Here is a 21,707-nt window from a genome sequence, read left to right as displayed (position 1 = left end):
CCCCCACCGCCCGCGAGCGGTGGGGGCGGGGAGGCCCTCGCCTCAGGCGAGGACGACGCGCTCGTTCGGCACCGTGTGCGTCATGGTGAGGCCGGTGACGTCGCGCGGGCCGTTCTTGCCGAGGTTGGCGGCGCGCTGCAGTTCGGCGTCGGACAGGGTCTGGCTCTGCAGCGGCTCCAGGCCACGGACGTCGTCCGCGGTGATGCCCAGGCCCTCGCCGACCCGCTGGCCGAGCTCGTCGTCGCACATGAGGAAGTGCCAGACCATCCGCTCCTGGACCTCACGGACCGCCTGGGAGATGTTGGCGACCAGGTTCTCCACCAGGTCGTCCTTCTCCCACTGGTCCATGAGCTGGTAGCGCTGACCGGCCTGGGTGTAGTCGTCGGTCCGGGGGATGCGCTTGCGGGTGAGCCGGCCGGTGATCTCCGGGCCCTGCTCGTCGTGGGTCGGGGCCTGCGCCTCGCGCAGGCCGCCCGTGATCGACGGCTCGTAGTTCACGTGCGGGTTCTGGCCGGGGCCGAGGTCCACGCCGAAGGACATCTGGCCACCACGCTGGTTGGTGTGCACCGCCGCGCCCTGGGCCGAGTTGACGGGCAGCTGCAGGTAGTTCGGGCCCACCCGGTAGCGCTGGGCGTCGGAGTAGGAGAACGTCCGGCCGACCAGCATCTTGTCGTCGGAGAAGTCCAGGCCGTCGACCAGCACACCGGTGCCGAACGCGCTCTGCTCGTTCTCGTTGTGGTGGTCGGTGACGTTCCGGTTCAGCGTCATCGTCCCGACGAGCTTGGGCTCGAAGTCGTTCTCCGGCCAGACCTTGGTGTCGTCGAGCGGGTCGAAGTCCAGCTCGGGGTGGTCGTGGTCGTCCATCAGCTGGACGTAGAGGTCCCACTGCGGGTACTCGCCGCGCTCGATGGCCTCGTAGAGGTCCTTGGAGGCGTGGCCCAGGTCGCCGGCCTGGATGGCGGCGGCGTCGGCCTCGGTCAGGCTCTTCACGCCCTGCCGCGGCAGCCAGTGGTACTTGACCAGCTTGGTCTCACCCTGCGCGTTGACCCACTTGTAGGTGTTCACGCCGAAGCCCTGCATGTGCCGGTAGTCCGAGGGGATGCCGCGCGGTGAGAACAGGTTGACCAGCATGTGCATGGCCTCGGGCGTCTGCGACATGAAGTCGAAGATCCGGGCCGGCTCCTGCCGGAACGTGATCGGGTCCGGCTTGAGCGAGTGGATGACGTCGGGGAACTTGATGGCGTCGCGGATGAAGAAGACGGCGAGGTTGTTGCCGACGAGGTCCCAGTTGCCGTCCTCGGTGTAGAGCTTCACCGCGAAGCCGCGCGGGTCGCGGGCGGCCTCGGAGGAGTCCCGGCCGCCGATGACGGTGGAGAACCGGATGGCCAGCGGCGTCTTCTTGCCCGGGGCGTCCAGGAACCGGGCGCGGGTGTAGCGCTCGATCGGCTCGTCGCCCCACCGACCGGTGGCCTCGAACTCGCCGTAGGCGAGGAAGCCGCGGGCGTGCACCACGCGCTCGGGGATGCGCTCCCGGTCGAAGTGGCTGATCTTCTCGAGGAACTGGTAGTTCTCCAGCGTCGCCGGGCCGCGGGCGCCCACCGTCCGCGAGTTCTGGTTGTCGTGGACCGGGTGACCCTGACGGTTGGTCAGGACCGGGCGGTCGGCCTCGCTCGGGGCGGGACCCTGCGCTGCGACGTCGGTCATGCTCCTGCTCCTCCTGGGGTGTGGCGGTCCGGCGTGCTGCCGGTGACGGGCGGACGGGTCGGGACCGGCGGCAGGCCGGGTGCCGAGGCCACTCCTGGACCGGGGACGTCCGCGTCGTGTCCACACGTCCTACCCAGCCGGCTCTTCCTGAACCGGTCAAGTCAACGGGGACGCTCCCCCGGACGGTGCCCTACCCACCCCGGCCCCCTGCCATGGGCGTCCGGCGCGGGGGAGGTCGACGGACCGGGTGGGACCGGGTGGCCTCCCTGCGGGGGCCGGGAGGTCCTCCCTCAGGCGAAGACGATGGTGCGGTCGCCCTCGACGACGACCCGGTCCTCGACGTGCCAGGTCACGGCCTGCGCGAGCACCTGGCGCTCGACGTAGCGGCCGACCCGGCGCATGTCCTCGACGGTGGCGCGGTGGTCGACCCGGGCCACCTCCTGCTCGATGATCGGGCCGGCGTCGAGGTCGGGGGTCACGTAGTGCGCCGTCGCCCCGATGAGCTTCACGCCGCGGTCGTGGGCCGCCCGGTAGGGGTTCGCGCCCACGAAGGCCGGCAGGAAGCTGTGGTGGATGTTGATCAGCCGCTCGGGGAAGCGGGCGCAGAACTCGGCCGAGACGATCTGCATGTACCGCGCGAGCACCACCAGGTCGACGTCACCGACCAGCTCCAGGGCCCGCGCCTCGGCCTCGGCCTTGGTCCCCGGCGTCACCGGCACGTGGTGGAAGGGCACCCCGGCCGCCCGCGCCACCGGCTCGAGGTCGGGGTGGTTGGAGACGACGGCGGCGATGTCGGCGCGGAGGTCACCGGCGCGCACCCGGTAGAGCAGCTCCTGCAGCACGTGGTCGGTCCTCGACACGAACACCGCCAGCCGGGGACGGTAGGAGGCCTCCGACAGCCGCCAGGTCAGCTGCCACTGCGCGGCCAGCAGCTCCAGCGCCCCCTCCAGTTGCTGCCGGCGCGCGGCCAGCCCGGGCAGCACGAACTCCAGCCGCAGCGTGAAGGTGCCGCCCACCGGGTCGGAGGAGTGCTGCTGCGACTCGGTGATGTTCGCCCCGACGTCGGCCAGCAGCCGGGAGAGCACCGCGACGATGCCCGGCCGGTCGGGGCAGCGGACCACCAGCCGCCCCACGTCGGTGGAGACCGGGTCGTGCGCGAGCGGTGCGGCGGTCACGGGCGCATGGTGCCAGGGGGGACCGGGGCTCCTCGGGCGGGCCGGTCAGACGGCGGGGAGCCGGGCGCGGGTCCGGTCGGCGAGGTCGAACAGGTCGCCGTACTCCTCCACCCGGGCCAGCACCTCCTCGGTGTGGAACCGCAGCTCGCCGGGGTCCGCGCCGTCGCGGACGGCGTCCACCTCGTCCCAGCCGATCGGCGTCGACACCGTCGCGTCGGGACGGGCGCGCAGCGAGTAGGGCGCGACCGTGGTCTTGGCCGGGTTGTTCTGGCTCCAGTCGATGAGCACCTTGCCCGGCCGCAGCACCTTCTCCATCCGCCACACCACCCGGTCGGGCGTCTCGGCCGACAGCTCCTGCGCCAGGGCCTTGGCGTAGCGGGAGGGGTGCTCGCGGTCGGTGACCCGGATCGGCGCGTACACCTGCACCCCCTTGGACCCCGACGTCTTCACCACCGGGTCCAGCCCGTCGTCGTCGAGCCGCACGCGCAGCCGCTCGGCCACCTCGCAGCACTCCCGGATGCCGGCGTCCGGGCCGGGGTCGAGGTCGAGCACCAGCAGGTCGGGCAGCGCCGGCTGCAGCTTGCTGCCCACCTGCCACTGCGGCACGTGCAGCTCCAGCGCGGCCAGGTTCGCCGCCCAGGCCAGGTCGGCGACGGTCTCCAGGACCACCATCTCCAGCACCTCGCGGTCCCGGGAGCTCCCGGGGCTTCGCACGGTCACCGTGCGCACCCAGTCCGGCGCGTGCCGGGCGCTGTTCTTCTCGAAGAAGGCCTGCCCCTCGACGCCGTCGGGCCAGCGGGTGAAGGTCACCGGCCGGCCCGACAGGTGCGGCAGCAGCACCGGCGCTATCCGCACGTAGTAGTCGATGACCTGCGCCTTGGTGAACGAGACCTCGGGGAAGAGCACCTTCTCCAGGTTCGAGACCGACAGCTGCCGGCCGTCCACGCGCACCCGCTGCCGACTCACGGGCTCCACTCCACCACGACGTCGTCCACGTCGAGGTCCTCGCGCAGTCCCCGCCACGCGGGATGGCGCATCCGGCCGTCGGCGGTCCAGGCGGCGAAGGCCACCTCGCCGACCAGCACGGGGTCGGCCCACCGCGCGTCACGGGCGACCTCCCGCGGGAGGGCGTCGGCGAACGGCGACGTCCGGCGCGGGGCGAGCAGCCCGCCGAGCTCGCGCAGCGCCGCGTCGGTGAAGCCGGTGCCCACGTGCCCGGCGTACACCAGCCGGCCCTCGTCGTCGTGCACGCCGACCAGCAGCGATCCCACTCCCCCGGCCCGCCGCCCCTTGCCCGGCCGCCACCCGCCGACGACGACGCTCTGCATCCGCAGGTGCTTGACCTTGACCCACTCCTGCGCCCGCACGCCGGGGCGGTAGGGCGAGTCCAGCCGCTTGGCGACCACGCCCTCGAGGCCGTTGTCCCGGCTGGCCGCGTGCACGTCGGTGCCGCCGCCGCGGAACCACGGCGTGGTCACCCACCGTTGCCCGGCCGGGTCGAGGGCGTCGAGCCGGTCGCGCCGCTCGGCGTAGGGCCGGTCGAGCAGGCTCTCCCCGCCGACGGTCAGCAGGTCGAACACCAGGTAGGTGACCGGCGCGGCCGCGGCCAGCCGGGCGACCTCCGCGCCGCCGGTGCGGTGCATCCGGTTCTGCAGCAGCCCGAAGTCCGGCCGTCCGAGCCGGTCGAGGGCGACCACCTCGCCGTCGAGGACGACATCAGCGGCGGCCAGCACTGCGGGCAGGCGGTCCAGTTCGGGATAACGGGCGGTGACGTCGGTGCCGCTGCGGGCCCACAGACCGACCCGGCCGTCGCGGACCGCCGCCAGCGCGCGGACGCCGTCCCACTTGAACTCGTAGCCCCAGGCGGCGTCCTGCCCCCGCGGCGGGAGCTCCCCGGCGACGGCGAGCATCGGCGCCGGCACCGGCGGCGTGTCGAGTCGCGGACGGGGCTGCGGCACGGTCAGGCGCTGCGCCGCGACGTGCGTTTGGCCGGCTCCTTCTTCGCCGTGGTCCCGGCCGTGGTCCCGGCCGTGGTCCCGGCCGTGGTCCCGGCCGCGGTCTTGGCGGCGGTGACCTTGCGCGCGCGGGTGCGGACCGGCTCCTCCTCCGCCGCGGCCGGCGCCGGCTTCTTCGCGGCGGCCCTCTTGGCCGGGGCCTTGGCGGCCGGCGCCCGCTTCGCCGGTGCCGGCTCCTCGGCGCGCGCGGCGCGGCGGGCGCGCGGTGCGGGTGCCCCGTCCTCCTCCGCGGCTCCTCCGCGGGCGCGCTCGACGCTGCGCCGCAGGGCGCTCATCAGGTCGACGACGGCCGCACCGGGGTCGGCGGTCTCGGGCACCGGCTGCACCTCGCCGCCGGTCTGCTTGGCCTCCAGCAGCGCGGTCATCGCCGCGCGGTAGTCGTCGGTGAACTCGCCGGGGTCGAAGTCGCCGGCCATCGAGGTGATGAGCGCCTCGGCCATCTGCAGCTCCTGCGGGCGCACCGACACGTCCTCGTCGAGGAAGCCGAAGTCGGGACGGCGGATCTCGTCGGGCCAGCGCATCGTGTGCAGCACCAGCACGCCGTCGCGCACCCGCATCGCGGCCAGCGACTCCCGCTGCCGCAGCGCGATCTTGGTGATCGCCACCTGGCCGGTGTTCCCCAGCGCGTCGCGCAGCAGCACGTAGGGGCGGGTGGCCGGGCCGTCGGGCTCGAGGTAGTAGGTCTTCTCGAAGTGGATCGGGTCGATCTCGGCCTGGTCGACGAACTGCAGGACCTCGATCTCCCGCCGCGTCGACAGCGGCAGCTCGGCGAGGTCGTCGTCGGTGAGGACCACCAGCTGGCCGTCGGGCAGCTCGAAGCCCTTGGCGATGTCGCCGTACTCGATCTCCTCGCCGTCGATCGAGCACACCCGCTTGTACTTCACCCGGCCGCCGTCGGCGGCGTGCACCTGGTGGAAGCGGACGTCCCGGTCCTCGGTGGCCGAGTAGAGCTTCACCCCGATGCTGACCAGGCCGAACGAGACCGCGCCGCGCCAGATCGAGCGCATGTCCACTCCCCTTCCCCGGGCTCCGGGCCGCCGGCCGGCCGGTCCCGCAGGATAGGTGCGGGCCCCGGCCACCGGCACGCGCTGAGCCGACGGTCTCCTCCGCCCGGGGGAAGCGGGCACTGCTGCTGGACGGTGCTGTTCGACCAGTGGTGCTGGACGTGCTGCCGGACGCGCCTCAGGCCGACTCGGCGTGCCGGCCGGCGGCGTCGGCGTCCTGATCGTCCTCCTCCTCGCCGCCGGTGACACTGCTCTGCAGCGCGTCGTAGGCGAACTGCAGGACGTCGGACCCGGCGACCATCGTCATGGTCAGCGCGGCCAGGCGGGTGGCCCGCGGCGCGGCGACGTAGCTGAAGACGAACGCGGTGCCCACCCACTGCGCCAGGCAGAACGGGCAGGTGACCAGCTCCCCGACGGCGTGCTTCCAGCCGTGCTCGGCGCGCACCTGCTCGGCCAGCTCGGCCTCGCCGGATGCCCCGTCGAAGCGCGCGAAGGGGGCGCGCAACGGGCTGGTGACGGGGTCCTTGGCGATCCGGCGGGCCAGCCGGAAGGTGCCGACGGTGAGCAGGACGGCGTCACCGAGCGGGATGCGGGTGGGCAGCTCCCGGCCCGAGGCCCGGACGACGGCGGCGCCGGTGGCGACCGCGGCGCTGTAGACGCTCATCGCCCCGAGGAAGCCGCCCAGGGGCCGGTCCTGGCCGCCGTCGTAGGCCCGCCCCTGCTCCTCGGCCCAGCGGCGCACCGGCCGGCTGATCCGCTGCACCTCGTCGTGAATCGCCATGCGCTGGCGCTACCCGGTCGCGCACCACCTCATGCCGCCTGCGGGCGTGACGCGCGATCCCGCATGGCCCGCCGGACGGCGGGTAGGCGGAGGGCAGTCCGCCGCCGGGACCCCGGTCCCGGCGGCACGAGAGGAAGGGAACCCGTGAGCGAGAACGAGAGCGGCGTGCTGCACTCCGCCCAGAACGACGCCGACTTCCCCGACGACGAGCGCGGCCTGACCGGCGTCGCCGACGACGCCGGCACCCCGCGCCCGGAGGGCCAGACCGCCCGGGACGTGTTCCCCGAGGACGAGGGCATCCCCGAGGTGGCGCAGGACGACTCGCCCACCATGCAGTCCGCCGAGGACCCGGAGTTCGCGCCGATGCCGGGCGAGGACCCCGGCGCGGTGACCGACTTCGGCACCACCGCGCGCGAGCAGTCCGACGGCGAGTCGCTCAGCGGCCGGCTCGACCGGGAGGTGCCCGACGTGCAGCCCGGCGTCCGCGTGGCCGAGGACCCGCAGGCCGCGCAGATGCAGCTCGAGCAGGACACCTCGACCTCCTTCGACAGCGACTCGGGCACGAACAGGACCGCCGACGACATCGAGGCGACCGCCGACCGGCGCGCCGGCGGCGAGGGCCCCGAGGAGGCCGCCGTCCACGTGATCGACCCCTGACCCGGCCCCGCCGCCCACCGCCGACCGGCCCGGCGGGACGTCCCGGTGACGTCCCGCCGGGCCGGTCGTGCGTGCCCGGCGCCGGTTGGCGGACCGCCATCCGGTTGTCTACGTTGGGGCACGCGGTTGAGCAGGCAGCCGTGCGCCCGGCCGGCCGACCGCCGCCGGAGCGCCTTCGACGACCACCGCGCCGGTGGGGGCCAGACGGCCCCGCGGGTGCGCGGCGGTAGATTGACCGGTGGGCACGCCGATCGGCGTGACCACTGAGAGGAGCTGCGTCCGTGACCGCATCCGACCTGCCCGCCGGAGGTCAGCACGACGTGTCGACTGACGGCACGGAGGCACCCTTCGACGACGTGATCACGCTCTCGACCTCCACCGGTGAGGACGGCGCGGTCACGGTGACGGTCGTCGGCGAGGTCGACACGTTCACCGCTCCGGTGCTGCGTTCCTCGCTCGACACCCAGCTCGAGCAGCAGCCGCGGGAGCTGGTCATCGACCTGTCCGGTGTCCAGTTCCTGGGCTCCGCCGGGCTGGCCGTCCTCGTCGAGACCCAGAAGTCGGCCCGCGCGCGCGACGTCGACCTGCGGCTGGTCGCCACCACCCGGGCGGTCACCCGCCCGCTGGAGGTCACCGGCCTGATCGACCTGTTCACCATCGTGGACAGCAGCGCGCGCTGACCCCAGCCGCCGCGACCGCACGGTGAGGCCCCGCTCCGGCGGGGCCTCACCGCGTTGCGCAGGTCCCGGCTAGGCGGACAGCAGTCGGCAGACCGCCTGCTCGAGGGCCTTCTGGGCCTCCCGGTCGTCGTCGGCCTGCGCCACCTCGGCCAGCGCGTCGGCGACGGTCTCCCCGTGCTCGTACTTGTCGACCACCCGCGGGTCGACGTAGCTGGCCTTGCACACCGCCGGGGTGTTGCCCAGCTGCTCGGAGACCCGCACGTAGGCCGCCCGGATCGTCTTGTTCCGCGCCGTCTTGTTCCTCGGCGGCGGCTGCTCGGCCAGCGTGGCCGCCATCAGCACCGTCGCGTTCCAGGTCCGGAAGTCCTTCGCGGTGATCTCCGCGCCGCTGACCTCCTTGAGGTAGGCGTTGATCTCGTCGCTGGTGACGTCGCGCCAGGTGCCGTCCGCCAGCTGGTAGGCCAGCAGCTCGTCGCCGGTGTCGTCGGGCCGCTCGAGGAGGTGCCGCACGACGGTGGCCGTCGGCCGGTCGGTGATCTCCACCTCCCGCTCGATGCCGCCCTTGGCGGTGTAGCGGAAGTACGTCCGCTCCCCGCGCACGGTCACGTGCTCCCGCCGCAGGGTGGCCAGGCCGTAGGTGCCGTTCTCCTCGGCGTACTCCTCGCTGCCGATCCGGAAGGTGCCCAGGTCCAGCAGGCGCAGCGCGCAGGCCAGCACCCGCTCGCGGTTGAGCCCGCGGGTGCGCAGCGCCGCCGCCACCTGGTCGCGGACGTCGGGCAGCTCCTGCGCGATCGCCAGCACCCGCTCGTGCTTCTCCGCGTCCCGCCGCGCCCGCCAGGCGTCGTGGTAGCGGTACTGGCGGCGGCCGGCGGCGTCCAGGCCGGTGGCCTGGATGTGGCCGTTGGGCCACGGGCAGATCCAGACGTCCTGCCACGCCGGCGGGATGGCGATCGACCGGACGCGGTCGAGCCGGTCGGGGTCCCGGATCAGCTCCCCGCGCTCGTCGCGGTAGGAGAAGCTCCGGCCGGCCCGGCGACGGGTCCAGCCGGGCCCGTGCACGTCGCTGCGCCTCAGTCTCACGCCCCCTGGATGCGCACCGGGCGGGTCCGCCAAACGGTGCGGTCACCCTCCGGAGCGCTCAGCGCAGCTCGACGAGGCGCTCCAGCCCGCTGACCTCGAGGATGTGCCGGGTCACCCCGCCGTCGGGGGCGTGCACCACCAGCCGCCAGCCCTCCGCCTCGGCGATCGCGGCGACCGCCAGGACCACCCGCACCGCGGCGCTGCTGAACAGGGTGACCGAGGTGAGGTCGAGCTCGACGCGCACCGTGCCGCCGTGGCTGGCCTCCAGCAGCCGGATCCGCAGCTGGTCGGCGCTGACCATGTCGACGTCGCCGGAGGCGCGCACCACCGGGCTGGCGCCCCCCCGGTCGACGACGACGGTCGCACCGGCACCACCCGTGGGGTGCTGGGGCTCCTCCTCGGGCGACTGACGCAGCCGGGTGCGCAGGGTGACCGTGGTGCCGTGCTCCCCGCGCACCACCATGCCGTCGACGAGCTGCCGCATGATCAGCAGCCCGCGGCCGCGGTCGCCGGGGTCGCGGTCCGGTGGGCGCCAGGTCCCCTCGTCGTGCACGGTCACGGTCAGCACGCCGTCGACGTCGACCGCCGCGGTCACCTGCACCGGCCCGGGCTCGGTGCCGCGGTAGGCGTGCTCGGCGGCGTTGGCGCACGCCTCGCCGACGGCGACCATGACGCCGACCCGGTCCTCCTCCCCCATCCCGAGGGCGGTGAGCCACGCGCCCAGCCGCCGGCGCACCGCCGGCAGGGACGACGGGACGGCGAGCAGGTCCAGCTGCAGCGGCTGCACCGAGTGCGCGCGCCGGTGCGCGACCAGGACGGCGATGTCGTCGGGCTGGGCCGCGCCGGTGAGCAGGCCGTCGGCGATCACGCCCGCGAGGCCGGCCATCGCCTCGCCGTCGAGGGCGGCGGGGTCGGCCAGCGCGGCGCTGGCCGCCTGGGTCAGCCGGGCCATGCCCTGCGCCGGCGGCGGGCCGGGGGCGGCGACCGCCCCGTCGGAGTAGAGGACGAGCGTGCCGCCGGGCTCCAGCTCGGCCCGGGCCACCGAGGTCGGGGCGCCGGGCATCGTGCCCAGCGGCGGGCGGGCGGTGACCGGCAGGTAGCCGCTGCGGCCGTCGGCGTGCACCAGCAGCGGAGCGGGGTGCCCGGCGGCGGCGTAGCTGATCGCGCCCGTCGCGGCGTCGAGCACGGCGTAGAACACCGAGGCGCCCTGGACGTCCTCCATCTGGGCGGCGAAGTCGTCGAGCGCGGCGAGCACCGCCGCGGGCGCCGGGTCGCGCAGCGCGCTCGAGCGCAGCGCGCCGCGCAGCCGGCTCATCGCCGCGGCCGCGGGCACGCCGTGCCCCACGGCGTCACCGATGACCAGCGCCAGCCGGCCGTGGCCGACCGGCACCGCGTCGTACCAGTCCCCGCCGGCCGCCCGGACGGAGCTGGCCGGGTGGTAGCTGCCCGACAGCCGCACGTCGGGCAGCAGCGGCAGCGACGGCGGGAGCAGGGAGTGCTGCACCGGGTCGACGACGGCGCCGCCCGCCGAGGTGGGGGACGGCGGGGGCGGGCGGTCGTCGGCGCCCTCCACGACGAGCACGACGCCGGGGTCGCCCGCGGCCGGCAGCGGGCTGAGGGTGACGGTGACCGAGGGGCCGTCGGTGTCGAGGGCGCCGGTGAGCGTCTCGGGGCGGCCCGACCGCAGCACCGCGGCGACCACGTCGGCGACCGGCCGCCCGCCCACCACCGGGAGGGCGGCGCGGTCGCCACCGAGCTCGCGCGCCCGGGCGTTGGCCCACAGCGTGCGCGGGCCGGGGCCGGAGAGGAACCACAGTGCCGAGGGAGCGTGCTCCAGGGCCGCGACGAGTGCGGCCGGGCCCGCGTCCTCGACGGGACGGGGCCCCGGCGGCAGGCTGCCCTGGCTGGCGTTCATCCGGGCCTAGCAGACAACAGGGCCGTGCCCTCGGCAACCGCGCGCGGGGAGGCCGGCGGCGGGCCACCGGCGCGGCTGGCCGCGGTGTTTGGCCACCCGACCGGGCCGGGTAGGTCGCCTCGCTGGCACGGATCCGGCTGGGGTCTGCACCCACGCGCGGCCCGGGCCGTGTGACGGGGCAGACTGGAGGCCCGGACACCGGGCCCGGAGGCGAGGCCGGTACCGAGCCGGCCCCCGCCAGGGGGGACCCCCGCGGGCAGCCTGCGCGACGGAACTGAGGAGCAGACGACGGATGGCGGACCCGAGGAGTGCCCACGCCCAGGCCGGGCGGCGCGCCGAGCGACTGGAGCTGCGCGTGCCCACCACGCCGACCCAGCTCCCCGCGGTGCGTGCGATGGCCGGTGACCTGGCGATCCGCATGGACTACGACCTCGACTCGGTCGAGGACCTGCGCCTGGCGGTGGACGAGGCGTGCGCGACACTGACGGCGATCGCCGACGGGGACTCCCCGCTGACGGTGGTCTTCGAGACCACCCGCGCCGGGCTGCACATCGACGCCTGGGTGCCGGTCGCCGAGGGAACCGCGGTGCCGCGCGACGGCTTCGGCTGGGCGGTGCTGCAGACGCTCGCCGACAACGTCGACGGGCGCACGGCCACCCAGGCCGACGTCCCCGCCGGCGACGGCGGCGGCGCCCCGGTGGGCGTCATCTCGATGGACAAGTACCTGCCCGGTCAGCGGCCGGGCGAGCTCGTCGGCGGCGCGGGCCAGAACCGCTCGGTCGCCCCGTGACCCCGGCGGCCGCCAGCCGACGGGCCGTCGAGGAGGACCCCCTGCACGACGACACGTCCGGGACCCCGGAGGGTCCGGTCGAGGAGACCACCGCACCGACCACCGCGCCCGCCGCGACCGGCCTCGCCGACGGCACCGACGACACCGACGGCGCGACCGACACCTCGCGCGAGCCCGACGCCGCGCCGGTGTCGGACAACCGGCGCCGGGCCGAGCGGACCGCCCCGCTGTTCGCCGAGCTGGCCACGCTGGAGAAGGACGACCCCCGTCGCGAGCGGCTGCGCGAGATCCTCGTCGAGGAGCACCTGCCCCTCGTCCGGCACTTCGCCCGCCGCTTCAGCAACCGCGGGGAGCCCTTCGACGACCTGCTGCAGGTGGGCACGCTCGGCCTGATCGCGGCCATCGACCGGTTCGACCCGACCCGCGGGGTGGAGTTCCTCTCCTTCGCCGTCCCCACCATCACCGGGGAGATCAAGCGGCACTTCCGCGACCAGGGCTGGTCGGTGCGCGTGCCCCGGCGGCTGCAGGAGCTGCACCTGTCGCTGAACTCCGCCGTCGGCGAGCTCGCGCAGAAGAACGGGCGCGCGCCGACGCCGTCGGAGCTGGCCGAGCACCTGGGCATCCCGCGCGAGGAGGTCCTCGAGGGCCTCGCCGTGGCCAACGCCTACCGCAGCAGCTCCCTCGACGAGCGGCTCTCCGGCGAGGACGACTCCCCCACGCTGGCCGCCACGCTCGGCGAGGAGGACGCGGCGCTGGAGGGCGTGGAGTACCGGGAGTCACTGCAGCCGCTGCTGGCCACCATCCCGGCCCGCGAGCGCCGCATCCTCATCCTGCGGTTCTTCGGCAACATGACCCAGTCGCAGATCGCCGCCGACATCGGCATCTCGCAGATGCACGTGTCGCGGCTGCTGTCCCAGACCCTGGCCAAGCTCCGCGAGGGCCTGCTCAAGGACTAGCCGGTCAGGCCGGGGGGCTGCCGTTCTGGTGCTGCACCTCGGCGGTGATCTGGGGCAGCGGCGGCGCGGCGGGCAGCACCGGGTCGTCGTCGACGATGCTGCGCAGCTCGATCTTGGCCTCGGGCTGCTCGGCGGCCGGCGGCAGCTGTGACTCGAACCAGTCGCTGGTGTCGATCGGACGCGCCGGCGCGCCGCCGTCGGCCGGGGTCGGGACGTCGAGGAAGGACCGCTCGCCGTCCGCGCCGCCGAGCCGGCCCAGCCCCTCGAGGGCCTTGCTGAACTCGCTCGGGACGATCCACATCTTGTTGGCGTCGCCCTGGGCGATCTGCGGCAGCGTCTGCAGGTACTGGTAGGCCAGCAGGCCCTGGTCGGGCTTGCCGTCGTGGATGGCCTGGAAGACCGTCTCGATCGACTTGGCCTGCCCCTGCGCCTGGAGGAACAGGGCCGCGCGCTCGCCCTCGGCCCGCAGGATGCGGCTCTGCCGCTCGGCCTCCGCCTGGAGGATGGCCGCCTGCTTCTCGCCCTCCGCGGACAGGATCGCGGCGGCCTTCTGCCCCTCGGCCGAGGTGATCGCGGCCTGCCGCTGGCCCTCGGCGGTGAGGATGATCGCCCGCTTGTCGCGGTCGGCGCGCAGCTGCTTCTCCATCGAGTCGCGGATCGACGGCGGCGGCTCGATCGCCTTGATCTCCACCCGCGCCACCCGCAGCCCCCACGGGCCGGTGGTGCCGTCGAGCACCTCGCGCAGCTGGCTGTTGATGCCGTCGCGGCCGGTCAGCGACTGCTCGAGGTTCAACCCGCCGACGACGTTGCGCAGCGTCGTCGTGGTCAGCTGCTCCATGCCGGTGATGTAGTTCGCGATGCCGTAGACGGCCAGCCGCGGGTCGGTGACCTGGAAGTAGACGACGGTGTCGATGCCCACCTGCAGGTTGTCGGCGGTGATCACCGGCTGCGGCGGGAAGGAGACGACCTGCTCGCGCAGGTCCACCGTCGCCCGCACGCGGTCGATGAACGGCACCAGCAGCGACAGGCCCGGTGAGAGCGTGCGGCTGTAGCGACCGAGCCGTTCGACCACCTTGGCCTGGGCCTGCGGGACGATCGTGACGGCCTTGACCACGACCAGCACGAACACCAGCGCCACGACGACGAGGGCGATGAGGGCGGCGTCCACGGGGTTCCTCCTGGGCCGGCGGGGTGCTCGCTCCCGATCATCCCGTGCGCGGGGCCGCGGGTCACGCCCCTGCGGCGCGGGTCACCCCAGTTCGAACGCCTCGCCGACGACGGCGGTCGCGCCCTGCACCTCGAGGATGCGCACGGTGGTGCCGACGTCGAAGACCTCGTCGCCGAACTGGGTGCGGGCGCTCCACTCGTCGGCGCCCACCTGGATGCGGCCACTGGAGCGACCGACCGACCGGGTGACCGTGGCGGTGCGGCCGACCAGGGCCTGCACGCCGTCGACGTGCCCGGGCACCCGGGCCTCCAGGCGGGCCCGGGCGGCGGGCCGCGCGACGGAGAGCAGGATCGCCGACACGACGATGAACCCCACGATCTGGAACGCCGCGCTCCCGCCGGCCAGGGCGACGGCGCTCCCGCCGAGCGCGCCGCCGGCGAGCATCAGCAGCACCAGGTCGCCGCTGGCCACCTCGCCGGCGACGAACAAGCCCGAGGCGACCAGCCAGAGCACCCACGCAGCCATGCCCCCAGTCTCCCAGGTCCGCCCGCGGCGGCGGGGTCCCGCTCGCGCCGACGTAACCTCGCCGGGTGCACGACCTCCCCGCCGGCCGCTTCGCGGTCTGGGCGACCGCCTGGCTCTCCGGCCGCACCCCCTACGACACCGCGCTCGACGCGCTCACCGACGACCGCGCGCACCGCGTCACCGGGCTGCCCGGCACCTCGGACGCCGTCCCCCTCGGGTGGGCGCTGAGCGCGCTGCGCGGGCTCGGCGAGCGGCGGGTCCGGCTCGTGCTGCCGGTGCCGGGGGACGTCCGCGGGCTGCCGCGGGTACCGGGACTCACGGCGCTGGCCACCGAGGCGGGGCAGGCCGCCGTCGGCGGGCACGTGGCACTGGTGCCCGAGGAGCTGGGGTCGGAGGTGACCGCGTGGACGGCGTTCCCGCTCGACGGCGTCCCGCCCGCGCCGCCGCCGGCCGAGGGCTCGCTGCGCGCGGTGTCCGGCGCGCTCGACCTGGCCGTCGGCGACGCGGCGCGCACGCTGGCCGCCCTGGACCTCGCCCGCTGGAACCCCGAGGTGCCGGCGCTGCTGGCCGGGCTGGGCAGCGCGCAGGCGCCGGGTCTCCCGCCGGACACCGACCCGCTGGCGCTGTCGGTGCTGACCCGGGCGCGGCGGCTGGCCCGGGTGCTGGACCTGGCGACGGCCGACGCACCGGGTGCCGCGGTCACCCACGCCCAGGCCGCCGCCCGCGACGACGCGCTGCGCCCGCTGGCCACCGCCGTCCGCGAGGCCACGGTCGCCGCCTGCAACGCCGTCCCCCGCTGACCTCCCCCAGCGCCGGCAGGGCCTCAGGGACGGCGGGCGGTGACCAGCCAGGCCGCGGAGCCGAGCTCGACGCCGTCCGGGCCGGCGTGGGACCCGAGCCGGCGCCGCAGGTCGGCCACCGCACGCTGCCGGGCGGCGTCGTCCAGGCCCTCGAGCAGCCAGCCGGCCAGGCCCAGCACGAAGACCAGCGCGTCGTCGGCGTCGGCACCGAACCACTCCGGCTCGGCCAGACCCTCGACCTCCACCTGAGAGTGACCCGCCGCGGCCAGCACCTCCCGCACCCGCCCGGGGTCGGCGAGGGAGAACGGGCCCGGTGCGCCCGGGGGCGGCGCCGGCAGCGGGCGCCCGGCGGCCAGGGCGCCCAGGATCTCGGTCATCCACTCGTTGGCCTCGAGCGCCTGCCACACCAGCAGCACCAGCCGGCCGCCGGGCACCAGCGCCCGCCCGACGTTGGCCAGCGCGGCCACCGGGTCGGCGAAGAACATCGCGCCGGTCCGGCTGATCGCCACGTCGAAGCCGGCCGGCGGGAAGGCCGCCACCTGGGCGTCGGCCTGCTCGAACCGGACGCCGGTCAGCCCCTCCTCGGCGGCGCGCTGCCGGGCGACCTCGAGCATCGCCGAGGACAGGTCGACCCCCAGCGCGGACCCGGTGCGGCGCGCGGCCTCCCGCGTCGTCCGGCCGGTGCCGCAGCCGACGTCGAGGACCCGGTCCCCGGGCCGCAGGTCGGCCGCGGCGAGGAAGGCGGCGTCGTAGCGGGCGACCGCCCGGTCGAAGCGGTCGGCCTGGGCGGCCCAGTACGCGCCCTGCGCGCCGTCCCAGGCGCCCAGTTGCCCGGCGTTCGCGGGGTGGACGTCGACCACGGCTCACCGTCCTCGGCAGACCCCCGGTGGCCGACCGGTCTACCCGAGCCGCCCACCGGCGTCAACGCGCTGCGGCGCGGACTCAGGCGGGGCGAGCCGCCGGACGCCGGACGAAGCAGCACGCGGCGGGGCAGTTCGTGCCCAGGCGCGGCTCCGCGCCCGCGCGCCGCTCCTCGAGCAGCTCGCGCACCATCGCCACGAACGCCGGGTGGGTGCCCGCGGTGCCGGCCCGCACGAGGACCAGCCCGAGCTCCCCGGCCGTCTCCTCCGCCTCGTTGTCCAGGTCCCAGACCACCTCGAGGTGGTCGCTGACGAACCCGACCGGGAACAGCACGACCGCCGTCTCGCCGTTCTCGTGCAGCGCCCGCAGGTGGTCGTTGACGTCGGGCTCGAGCCACGGCACCGACGGCGGGCCGCTGCGGCTCTGCCACACCAGGTCGAAGGCCCGGCCGGGGTCGACGGCGTTGACGACGGCGCGCGCGGCGGCCTGCAGCTCGGTCTCGTAGGCGTGCCCGCCGGGCCCGGCGACGGCGGCCATCGACTCCGGGACGGAGTGCGCCGTGGCCACCAGCCGGGCGGTCCCGCGGTGCGCCTCGGGCAGCCGTGCCAGCGCGGCGGCCAGGGCGTCGGCGTTGGCCCGCACGAAGCCGGGGGCGTCGAAGTAGTGCGGCAGCTTCTCGGCGGTGGGGCCGCCCCCGGTCGCGATCCGGGCCCGGGCGACGTCCTCGTGGTACTGCCGGCAGCCGGAGTAGGAGGCGTAGGCGGAGGTGGCCAGCACGTAGACGTGCTCGATGCCGTCGTCGGTCATCTGCTGCCAGACGTCCTCGACGTAGGGGTCCCAGTTGCGGTTGCCCCAGTAGACGGGCAGGTCGACGCCGTGCGCGGCGAGGTCGGCCCCGACCGCGGCGACCAGCGCCTCGTTCTGCTCGTTGATCGGGCTGACGCCGCCGAAGTGGTGGTAGTGCTCGGCGACGTCGAGCAGCCGCTCGGGAGGGACGCCGCGGCCGCGGGTGACGTTCTCCAGGAACGGCATGACGTCGTCGTGCCCGCGGGGGCCGCCGAAGGAGAGCACCAGCAGCGCCTCGCGGCGGCCGGCCGGTGCGGGGGACGCCGCCGGCGGCGTCCCCCCGTTGTTGCGGACGGCGAGCGAGGGGTCCTCGTCGGGTCGCTGGCCGGGGTGCAGGTCGACGGTGGCGCGGGGCACGGACTTCCTTCGGGAGGGCGAGGTCGATCGGATGCGCTCACACGCCGACGGCGTGGAAGCCCCCGTCGACGTGGACGATCTCGCCGGTGGTGGCGGGGAACCAGTCCGACAGCAGCGCGACGACGGCCTTGCCGGCGGGCTCGGTGTCGGTGACCGACCAGCCCAGCGGGGCGCGGCCCTCCCACGCCTCCTCGAACTGCTTGCTGCCGGGGATCGACTTCATCGCCATGCTGCGCAGCGGGCCGGCGGCGACCAGGTTGACCCGCACGCCCTCCGGGCCGAGCTCGCGGGCCAGGTAGCGGGAGGTGGACTCCAGCGCCGCCTTGGCCGCGCCCATCCAGCCGTACACCGGCCAGGCGACGGTGGCGTCGAAGGTCAGCCCGACCACCGACGCCCGCTCCCCGAACAGCGGCCGGCAGGCCTGGGTGAGCGAGGCCATCGACCACGTCGACACCTGGAAGGCGGTGGCCGCGTGCTCCCAGGCGACCTCGGGGAACCCCTCGCCCATCGCCTCCTGCGGCGCGAAGCCGATGGAGTGCACGACGCCGTCGAGGGTGCCGCCGACGTGCTCGCGCAGCCGGTCGGCCAGCGTGGCCAGGTGCTCGGTGTTCGTCACGTCGAGCTCGACCACGGGCGCCTCGGCGGGCAGCCGCTTGGCGATCCGCTGGCACAGCGACAGCGCGCGGCCGAAGTTGGACAGCACGACGGTGGCGCCCTGCTCCTGCGCGATCCGGGCGGTCGCGTACGCGATCGACGCCTCGGTGAGGACGCCGGTGACCAGGACCGTCTTGCCGTCGAGAATGCCCATCAGTGCCCCATCCCCAGTCCGCCGTCGACCGGGACGACCGCCCCGGTGATGTAGCCGGCCGCGTCGCTCGCCAGGAAGCGCACCACGCCCGCGATCTCCTCCGCCGAGGCGTACCGGCCCAGCGGCACCTGCCCGAGGATCTCCTGCTGCCGCTTCTCCGGCAGCGCCGCCGTCATGTCGGTCTCCACGAAGCCCGGGGCCACCACGTTGGCGGTGATCCCGCGGCTGCCCAGCTCGCGGGCGATGGAGCGGGCCAGCCCGACCAGGCCGGCCTTGGACGCCGCGTAGTTGGTCTGGCCGGCCGAGCCGAGCAGGCCCACGACGGAGCTGACGAACACGATCCGGCCGCTGCGCGCGCGGACCATCTTGGCCGCGGCCCGCTTGGACACCCGGTAGGCGGCGGTGAGGTTGGCGTCGAGGACGTCGGTGAAGTCGGCCTCCTTCATCCGCATGAGCAGCCCGTCGCGGGTGATCCCGGCGTTGCTCACCAGCACCTCGACGGGGCCGTGCGCCTCCTCGACCTCGCCGAACGCGCGGTCGACGGCGTCGGCGTCGGTGACGTCGCACTGCACGCCCAGCAGCCCGTCGGGGGCGCCGCTGCCGCGGTGGGTGACCGCCACCCGGTCGCCCTGCTCGGCGAAGGAGCGGGCGATGGCCAGCCCGATCCCCCGGTTGCCGCCGGTCACCAGCACCGACCTCGCCACGTGCACTCCCTGAGCCGCCGACCCGTCCGGCTGTCGAACCTAGTCGCTGGGCGCGGGTCACACCTCGCCGCGGTCGGCCGCCGCCCGCAGCACGGTGGCCACCTCGGGCCGCGCGGCGTGCACGCCGGCCTCCAGGAACGACTGCTGCAGGACCTCGTGGACGCGGTCGCGCGCCATCATGTCCGCGCCCATGACCTCCTGCTCGGCCTGGCCGGGGGTGAAGACGACGGTGGTGAGGCCCGCCGCCTGCAGCGCCCGCACCTCCCGGTCGAGCTGCCGCTGGGAGTACCGGCGCATGGCCGCGGTGAAGTCCTGGCGCCAGCCCGGCGACCCGCTCATCGGCGCGACCACGACGACGACGTCGACGCCGGTGCCGCGCAGCACGGCGGCGTTGGTGGCCGAGTGCACGCCGCCGTCGACGTAGGTGTGCCGGCCGATCGGGACCGGCGTGAAGTACCCGGGCACCGCGCACGAGGCGGCCACGGCGAGGTGCAGCGGCGCGGGCGGGGACCCCGGCCGGCCGAAGACGACGCGGCGCCCGTCGCTGCGGCGCACCGCGGTGACCCACAGGTCGCGCTCGGGCCAGGTGTCCCCCTCGACCTCGCGCAGCGCCGCCAGCTGGGACACGATGTCGTGCCGTCCCGGGGCCAGCAGCGTCATGCCGGCGGCCAGCGGCCGGAACCGCCACGGGCGGGCCAGGGCGCGCGCGACCAGCGGCGGGCCCGGCAGCCGCATGGGCCGGCGGAACAGGTCGAGCGGGCGGAAGGGGGCCAGCTCGGGGACGTCGGTGGCGGCGATGGTGCGCAGGACGTCGTCGTCGCCGGACAGCGGTGCCTTCACCGTCCAGGCGGCGAGGTCCTCCGGGGAGACGCCGGCGCGCAGCAGGCTGCCGGTGATCGACCCGGCGGAGGTGCCGACGACGACGTCGGCGGTGCGGGCGTCCCACCCGGTGTCGTGCTGCAGCACCGCCAGCACGCCCGCGTGGTAGGCCTGCCCGACGACGCCACCGCCACCCAGCACCAGACCGACCCGGACCACCCCACGAGCCTGCCACGGCCGGGACGCCGCGTCTCCGGGCCGGGCCCGCACCTACGCTGACCGGGTGTTCCTCCTCTTCGGGTTCGGCACCAAGCAGAAGCACCTGGGCCCCGGGGCGGTCCGCACCTGCCCCCGCTGCTCGAACACCACGCAGTGGGCGCGCATCCGGCAGTTCCGCCAGTTCTCCGTCTTCTTCGTGCCGGTCGCCCGGTGGCGGCGGCAGACGCTCGAGGTCTGCGGGGTGTGCGGCACCGCCGTCGAGGTCTGAGCCCGGCCGTCCTCAGCCGATGCGCACCGGCAGCGTGCGCGGGCCGCGGATCTGCCCGGTCGACCACCGCACCGCGTCCGGGTCGGCGAGGGTGAACTCCGGCACCCGGTCGAGCCACACGTCGAGGGCCACCCGCAGCTCCATCCGCGCCAGGTGCGAGCCGACGCAGCGGTGGATGCCCAGGCCGAAGGCGGCGTGCCGGTTGACCTGCCGGTCGACGAGCACCTCGTCGGCGCGCTCGAACCGCGCCGGGTCGCGGTTGGCCGCCGGGAAGGACAGCAGCACCCAGTCCTCGGCCTTCATCTGCACGCCGCGCCAGGTGAGGTCCTCCGTGACGAGGCGGGCCATGGTCACCGGGGCGTAGGCGCGCAGGAACTCCTCGACCGCCGTCGCCCGGAGCTCCGGCTCGGCCACCAGCCGGCGGCGGTCGTCGGGGTGGCCGGCGAGGTGCCACAGCGAGGCGCCGATGGCGCTCCAGGTGGTGTCGATGCCGGCGATGAGCAGCAGCGCCATGGTGCCGGCGACGTGCGCCGGCTCGAGCCGGCGGCCGTACAGCTCGGCCTGCAGCAGGTGGCCGGTGAGGTCCTCGCGCGGGTGCTCGAGGTGGTCGCGGATCTGCACCAGCAGGTACTCGAAGAGGTGGCTGCTGCGCGCCAGCCGCTCCTCGGGCGGCAGGTCGATGCCCTCCAGCGCGTTCTCCACGAAGTGCCGGAACCGCGGCCCGTCCTCCGGCGGGAACCCCAGCAGGTCGGCCATGACCCGCACCGGGACGTGCTGGGCGTAGTCGGCGGCCGCGTCGACGACGTCGCGGCCGGCCAGCGCGTCGACGAGCGAGTGGCAGAACGCGCGGGTCGACTCCTCGTACCGGCTGACGGCGGTCCTGGTGAACGCCGGCAGCAGCAGCGTGCGGGCGTCGTGGTGGAACGGCGGGTCCGAGGAGATCGGCGGCGCGGTCCCGACCGGCGCGAGGGAGCGCGGCGGCCGGACGTTGCTCGCGATGATCGCCCGGGAGGAGAAGTGCTCGGTGTCGTAGGCGACCGCGGCGACGTCCTCGTAGCGGGTGGGCAGCCAGGCGCCGCCGAAGCGCTCGGTGTGCGCGATCGGGCAGCGCTGCCGCAGGTCGTCCCAGATGCCGATGGCGTCCTGCGCCCACTCCTCCGCGGTGTGCGAGAAGTCGGTGGCCCAGTCGGTGACCGGGCCGGTGACCACCTCGCTGAAGGTGGACAGGGCCGGGTCGGCGCGCAGGGCGTCGGCGCCGGCGGCGAAGCGGTCGTCGACGGTCACGGTGCCGCCTCCCCCACCACGCCGTCCCCGGCCACGGTCTCCTCGTACACCAGGACGGCGGCCTCGGGGCAGTTGTCGGCGGCCAGCCGCGCGTCGTCCTCCTCGCCGGCGGGCACCTCGCCGCCGGGGACCAGGAGGGTGGCGTAGCCCTCGCCGTCCTCCCCGAAGAGGTCGGGCGCGAGGTCGTAGCAGCGGCCGTGTCCCTGGCACAGGGACGGGTCGATCGAGATCCTCATGGGCGGTGTCCCCCTTGGTCGTCCGGGCGTGCGTGCGACCTCCGACCCGAGCGAA

Annotated in this window: 23 protein-coding genes; 6 read left to right on the top strand and 17 right to left on the bottom strand. The window is 75.2% G+C overall.

Translation table 11 applies throughout. The features are described 5' to 3' along the window. Positions 1-42 precede the first annotated feature (42 nt). The 6 genes from BMZ33_RS00200 to BMZ33_RS00175 form a co-directional block, all read right to left on the bottom strand. Positions 43-1,704: a catalase gene (locus tag BMZ33_RS00200; RefSeq protein ID WP_091106624.1), complete on the bottom strand. Its 1,662-nt coding sequence runs from the start codon at positions 1,702-1,704 to the stop codon at positions 43-45. Between the two features lie 290 nt (positions 1,705-1,994). After that, positions 1,995-2,879, bottom strand: coding sequence for a formyltetrahydrofolate deformylase (purU, locus tag BMZ33_RS00195; protein WP_091106622.1), 885 nt, complete (start codon positions 2,877-2,879; stop codon positions 1,995-1,997). Positions 2,880-2,924: 45 nt separating this feature from the next. Beyond that, positions 2,925-3,845 (bottom strand): non-homologous end-joining DNA ligase, encoded by a 921-nt coding sequence (ligD, locus tag BMZ33_RS00190; RefSeq protein WP_091107750.1) that lies wholly within the window; start codon positions 3,843-3,845, stop codon positions 2,925-2,927. Continuing rightward, the gene (gene ligD / locus BMZ33_RS00185) at positions 3,842-4,837 is read right to left on the bottom strand and encodes a non-homologous end-joining DNA ligase (RefSeq protein WP_169063674.1); all 996 of its coding nucleotides are present in this window, start codon (positions 4,835-4,837) and stop codon (positions 3,842-3,844) included. The genes ligD (BMZ33_RS00190) and ligD (BMZ33_RS00185) overlap by 4 nt, the downstream gene beginning before the upstream one ends. A 2-nt stretch (positions 4,838-4,839) precedes the next feature. Beyond that, a complete protein-coding gene (gene ku, locus BMZ33_RS00180; protein ID WP_091106620.1) occupies positions 4,840-5,901 on the bottom strand; it encodes a non-homologous end joining protein Ku in 1,062 nt (353 codons plus the stop codon). A gap of 175 nt (positions 5,902-6,076) precedes the next feature. Next, positions 6,077-6,679 (bottom strand): DUF1360 domain-containing protein, encoded by a 603-nt coding sequence (locus tag BMZ33_RS00175; protein ID WP_091106618.1) that lies wholly within the window; start codon positions 6,677-6,679, stop codon positions 6,077-6,079. A gap of 144 nt (positions 6,680-6,823) precedes the next feature. On the opposite strand from BMZ33_RS00175, the gene BMZ33_RS00170 reads away from it, so the two are divergent. Together BMZ33_RS00170 and BMZ33_RS00165 are read left to right on the top strand one after the other, a co-directional pair. Further along, on the top strand, positions 6,824-7,336 hold the full coding sequence (locus BMZ33_RS00170; RefSeq protein WP_169063673.1) for a hypothetical protein: 513 nt from the start codon (positions 6,824-6,826) through the stop codon (positions 7,334-7,336). A gap of 281 nt (positions 7,337-7,617) precedes the next feature. Next, complete coding sequence (locus BMZ33_RS00165; protein WP_091106616.1) at positions 7,618-8,016, top strand: STAS domain-containing protein; 399 nt, start codon at positions 7,618-7,620, stop codon at positions 8,014-8,016. A gap of 69 nt (positions 8,017-8,085) precedes the next feature. Here the strand turns inward: BMZ33_RS00165 and BMZ33_RS00160 are convergent, their stop codons facing one another. Together BMZ33_RS00160 and BMZ33_RS00155 are read right to left on the bottom strand one after the other, a co-directional pair. Further along, positions 8,086-9,096, bottom strand: coding sequence for a DNA topoisomerase IB (locus tag BMZ33_RS00160; RefSeq protein ID WP_169063672.1), 1,011 nt, complete (start codon positions 9,094-9,096; stop codon positions 8,086-8,088). A gap of 58 nt (positions 9,097-9,154) precedes the next feature. Next, on the bottom strand, positions 9,155-11,011 hold the full coding sequence (locus BMZ33_RS00155) for a SpoIIE family protein phosphatase (RefSeq protein ID WP_091106612.1): 1,857 nt from the start codon (positions 11,009-11,011) through the stop codon (positions 9,155-9,157). A gap of 292 nt (positions 11,012-11,303) precedes the next feature. Between BMZ33_RS00155 and BMZ33_RS00150 the strand changes: the two genes are divergently transcribed. Both BMZ33_RS00150 and BMZ33_RS00145 read left to right on the top strand, forming a co-directional pair. Next, complete coding sequence (locus tag BMZ33_RS00150) at positions 11,304-11,801, top strand: ATP-binding protein (RefSeq protein WP_091106610.1); 498 nt, start codon at positions 11,304-11,306, stop codon at positions 11,799-11,801. Continuing rightward, the gene (locus BMZ33_RS00145; protein WP_091106608.1) at positions 11,798-12,757 is read left to right on the top strand and encodes an RNA polymerase sigma factor SigF; all 960 of its coding nucleotides are present in this window, start codon (positions 11,798-11,800) and stop codon (positions 12,755-12,757) included. The genes BMZ33_RS00150 and BMZ33_RS00145 overlap by 4 nt, the downstream gene beginning before the upstream one ends. Before the next feature lie 4 nt (positions 12,758-12,761). On the opposite strand, the gene BMZ33_RS00140 is transcribed toward BMZ33_RS00145, so the two are convergent. Next, complete coding sequence (locus BMZ33_RS00140; RefSeq protein WP_091106605.1) at positions 12,762-13,925, bottom strand: SPFH domain-containing protein; 1,164 nt, start codon at positions 13,923-13,925, stop codon at positions 12,762-12,764. Between the two features lie 81 nt (positions 13,926-14,006). Then, complete coding sequence (locus tag BMZ33_RS00135; protein ID WP_091106604.1) at positions 14,007-14,450, bottom strand: NfeD family protein; 444 nt, start codon at positions 14,448-14,450, stop codon at positions 14,007-14,009. Between the two features lie 65 nt (positions 14,451-14,515). Between BMZ33_RS00135 and BMZ33_RS00130 the strand changes: the two genes are divergently transcribed. Beyond that, complete coding sequence (locus BMZ33_RS00130) at positions 14,516-15,250, top strand: hypothetical protein (RefSeq protein ID WP_091106602.1); 735 nt, start codon at positions 14,516-14,518, stop codon at positions 15,248-15,250. 23 nt (positions 15,251-15,273) lie between these two features. Here the strand turns inward: BMZ33_RS00130 and BMZ33_RS00125 are convergent, their stop codons facing one another. The 5 genes from BMZ33_RS00125 to BMZ33_RS00105 form a co-directional block, all read right to left on the bottom strand. Beyond that, positions 15,274-16,110, bottom strand: coding sequence for a class I SAM-dependent methyltransferase (locus BMZ33_RS00125; protein ID WP_091106600.1), 837 nt, complete (start codon positions 16,108-16,110; stop codon positions 15,274-15,276). A gap of 82 nt (positions 16,111-16,192) precedes the next feature. Further along, positions 16,193-17,314 carry a ferrochelatase gene (locus tag BMZ33_RS00120; protein ID WP_091106598.1) on the bottom strand — a complete coding sequence of 374 codons (1,122 nt, stop codon included), beginning with the start codon at positions 17,312-17,314 and terminating at the stop codon, positions 16,193-16,195. A 37-nt stretch (positions 17,315-17,351) separates the two neighbouring features. Further along, positions 17,352-18,122, bottom strand: coding sequence for an enoyl-ACP reductase FabI (gene fabI, locus BMZ33_RS00115; protein ID WP_091106596.1), 771 nt, complete (start codon positions 18,120-18,122; stop codon positions 17,352-17,354). Further along, complete coding sequence (fabG, locus tag BMZ33_RS00110) at positions 18,122-18,826, bottom strand: 3-oxoacyl-[acyl-carrier-protein] reductase (RefSeq protein WP_091106594.1); 705 nt, start codon at positions 18,824-18,826, stop codon at positions 18,122-18,124. The genes fabI and fabG overlap by 1 nt, the downstream gene beginning before the upstream one ends. 57 nt (positions 18,827-18,883) lie before the next feature. Further along, the gene (locus BMZ33_RS00105; protein ID WP_091106592.1) at positions 18,884-19,864 is read right to left on the bottom strand and encodes a patatin-like phospholipase family protein; all 981 of its coding nucleotides are present in this window, start codon (positions 19,862-19,864) and stop codon (positions 18,884-18,886) included. 64 nt (positions 19,865-19,928) lie between these two features. Here BMZ33_RS00105 and BMZ33_RS00100 point away from each other — a divergent pair, with 64 nt between their 5' ends. Further along, entirely contained in the window at positions 19,929-20,132 is a 204-nt protein-coding gene (locus tag BMZ33_RS00100; protein ID WP_091106590.1) for a zinc-ribbon domain-containing protein, read from the top strand. A gap of 12 nt (positions 20,133-20,144) precedes the next feature. Here BMZ33_RS00100 and BMZ33_RS00095 read toward each other — a convergent pair whose 3' ends face one another. Beyond that, the gene (locus BMZ33_RS00095; protein WP_091106587.1) at positions 20,145-21,416 is read right to left on the bottom strand and encodes a cytochrome P450; all 1,272 of its coding nucleotides are present in this window, start codon (positions 21,414-21,416) and stop codon (positions 20,145-20,147) included. After that, entirely contained in the window at positions 21,413-21,652 is a 240-nt protein-coding gene (locus BMZ33_RS00090; RefSeq protein WP_091106584.1) for a ferredoxin, read from the bottom strand. Before BMZ33_RS00090 ends, BMZ33_RS00095 begins: the two co-directional genes overlap by 4 nt. Positions 21,653-21,707 lie beyond the last annotated feature (55 nt).

The sequence above is a fragment of the Geodermatophilus dictyosporus genome, assembly GCF_900115505.1.
GTDB lineage: Bacteria > Actinomycetota > Actinomycetes > Mycobacteriales > Geodermatophilaceae > Geodermatophilus > Geodermatophilus dictyosporus.
This window is presented reverse-complemented; position numbering and strand designations above follow the sequence as displayed.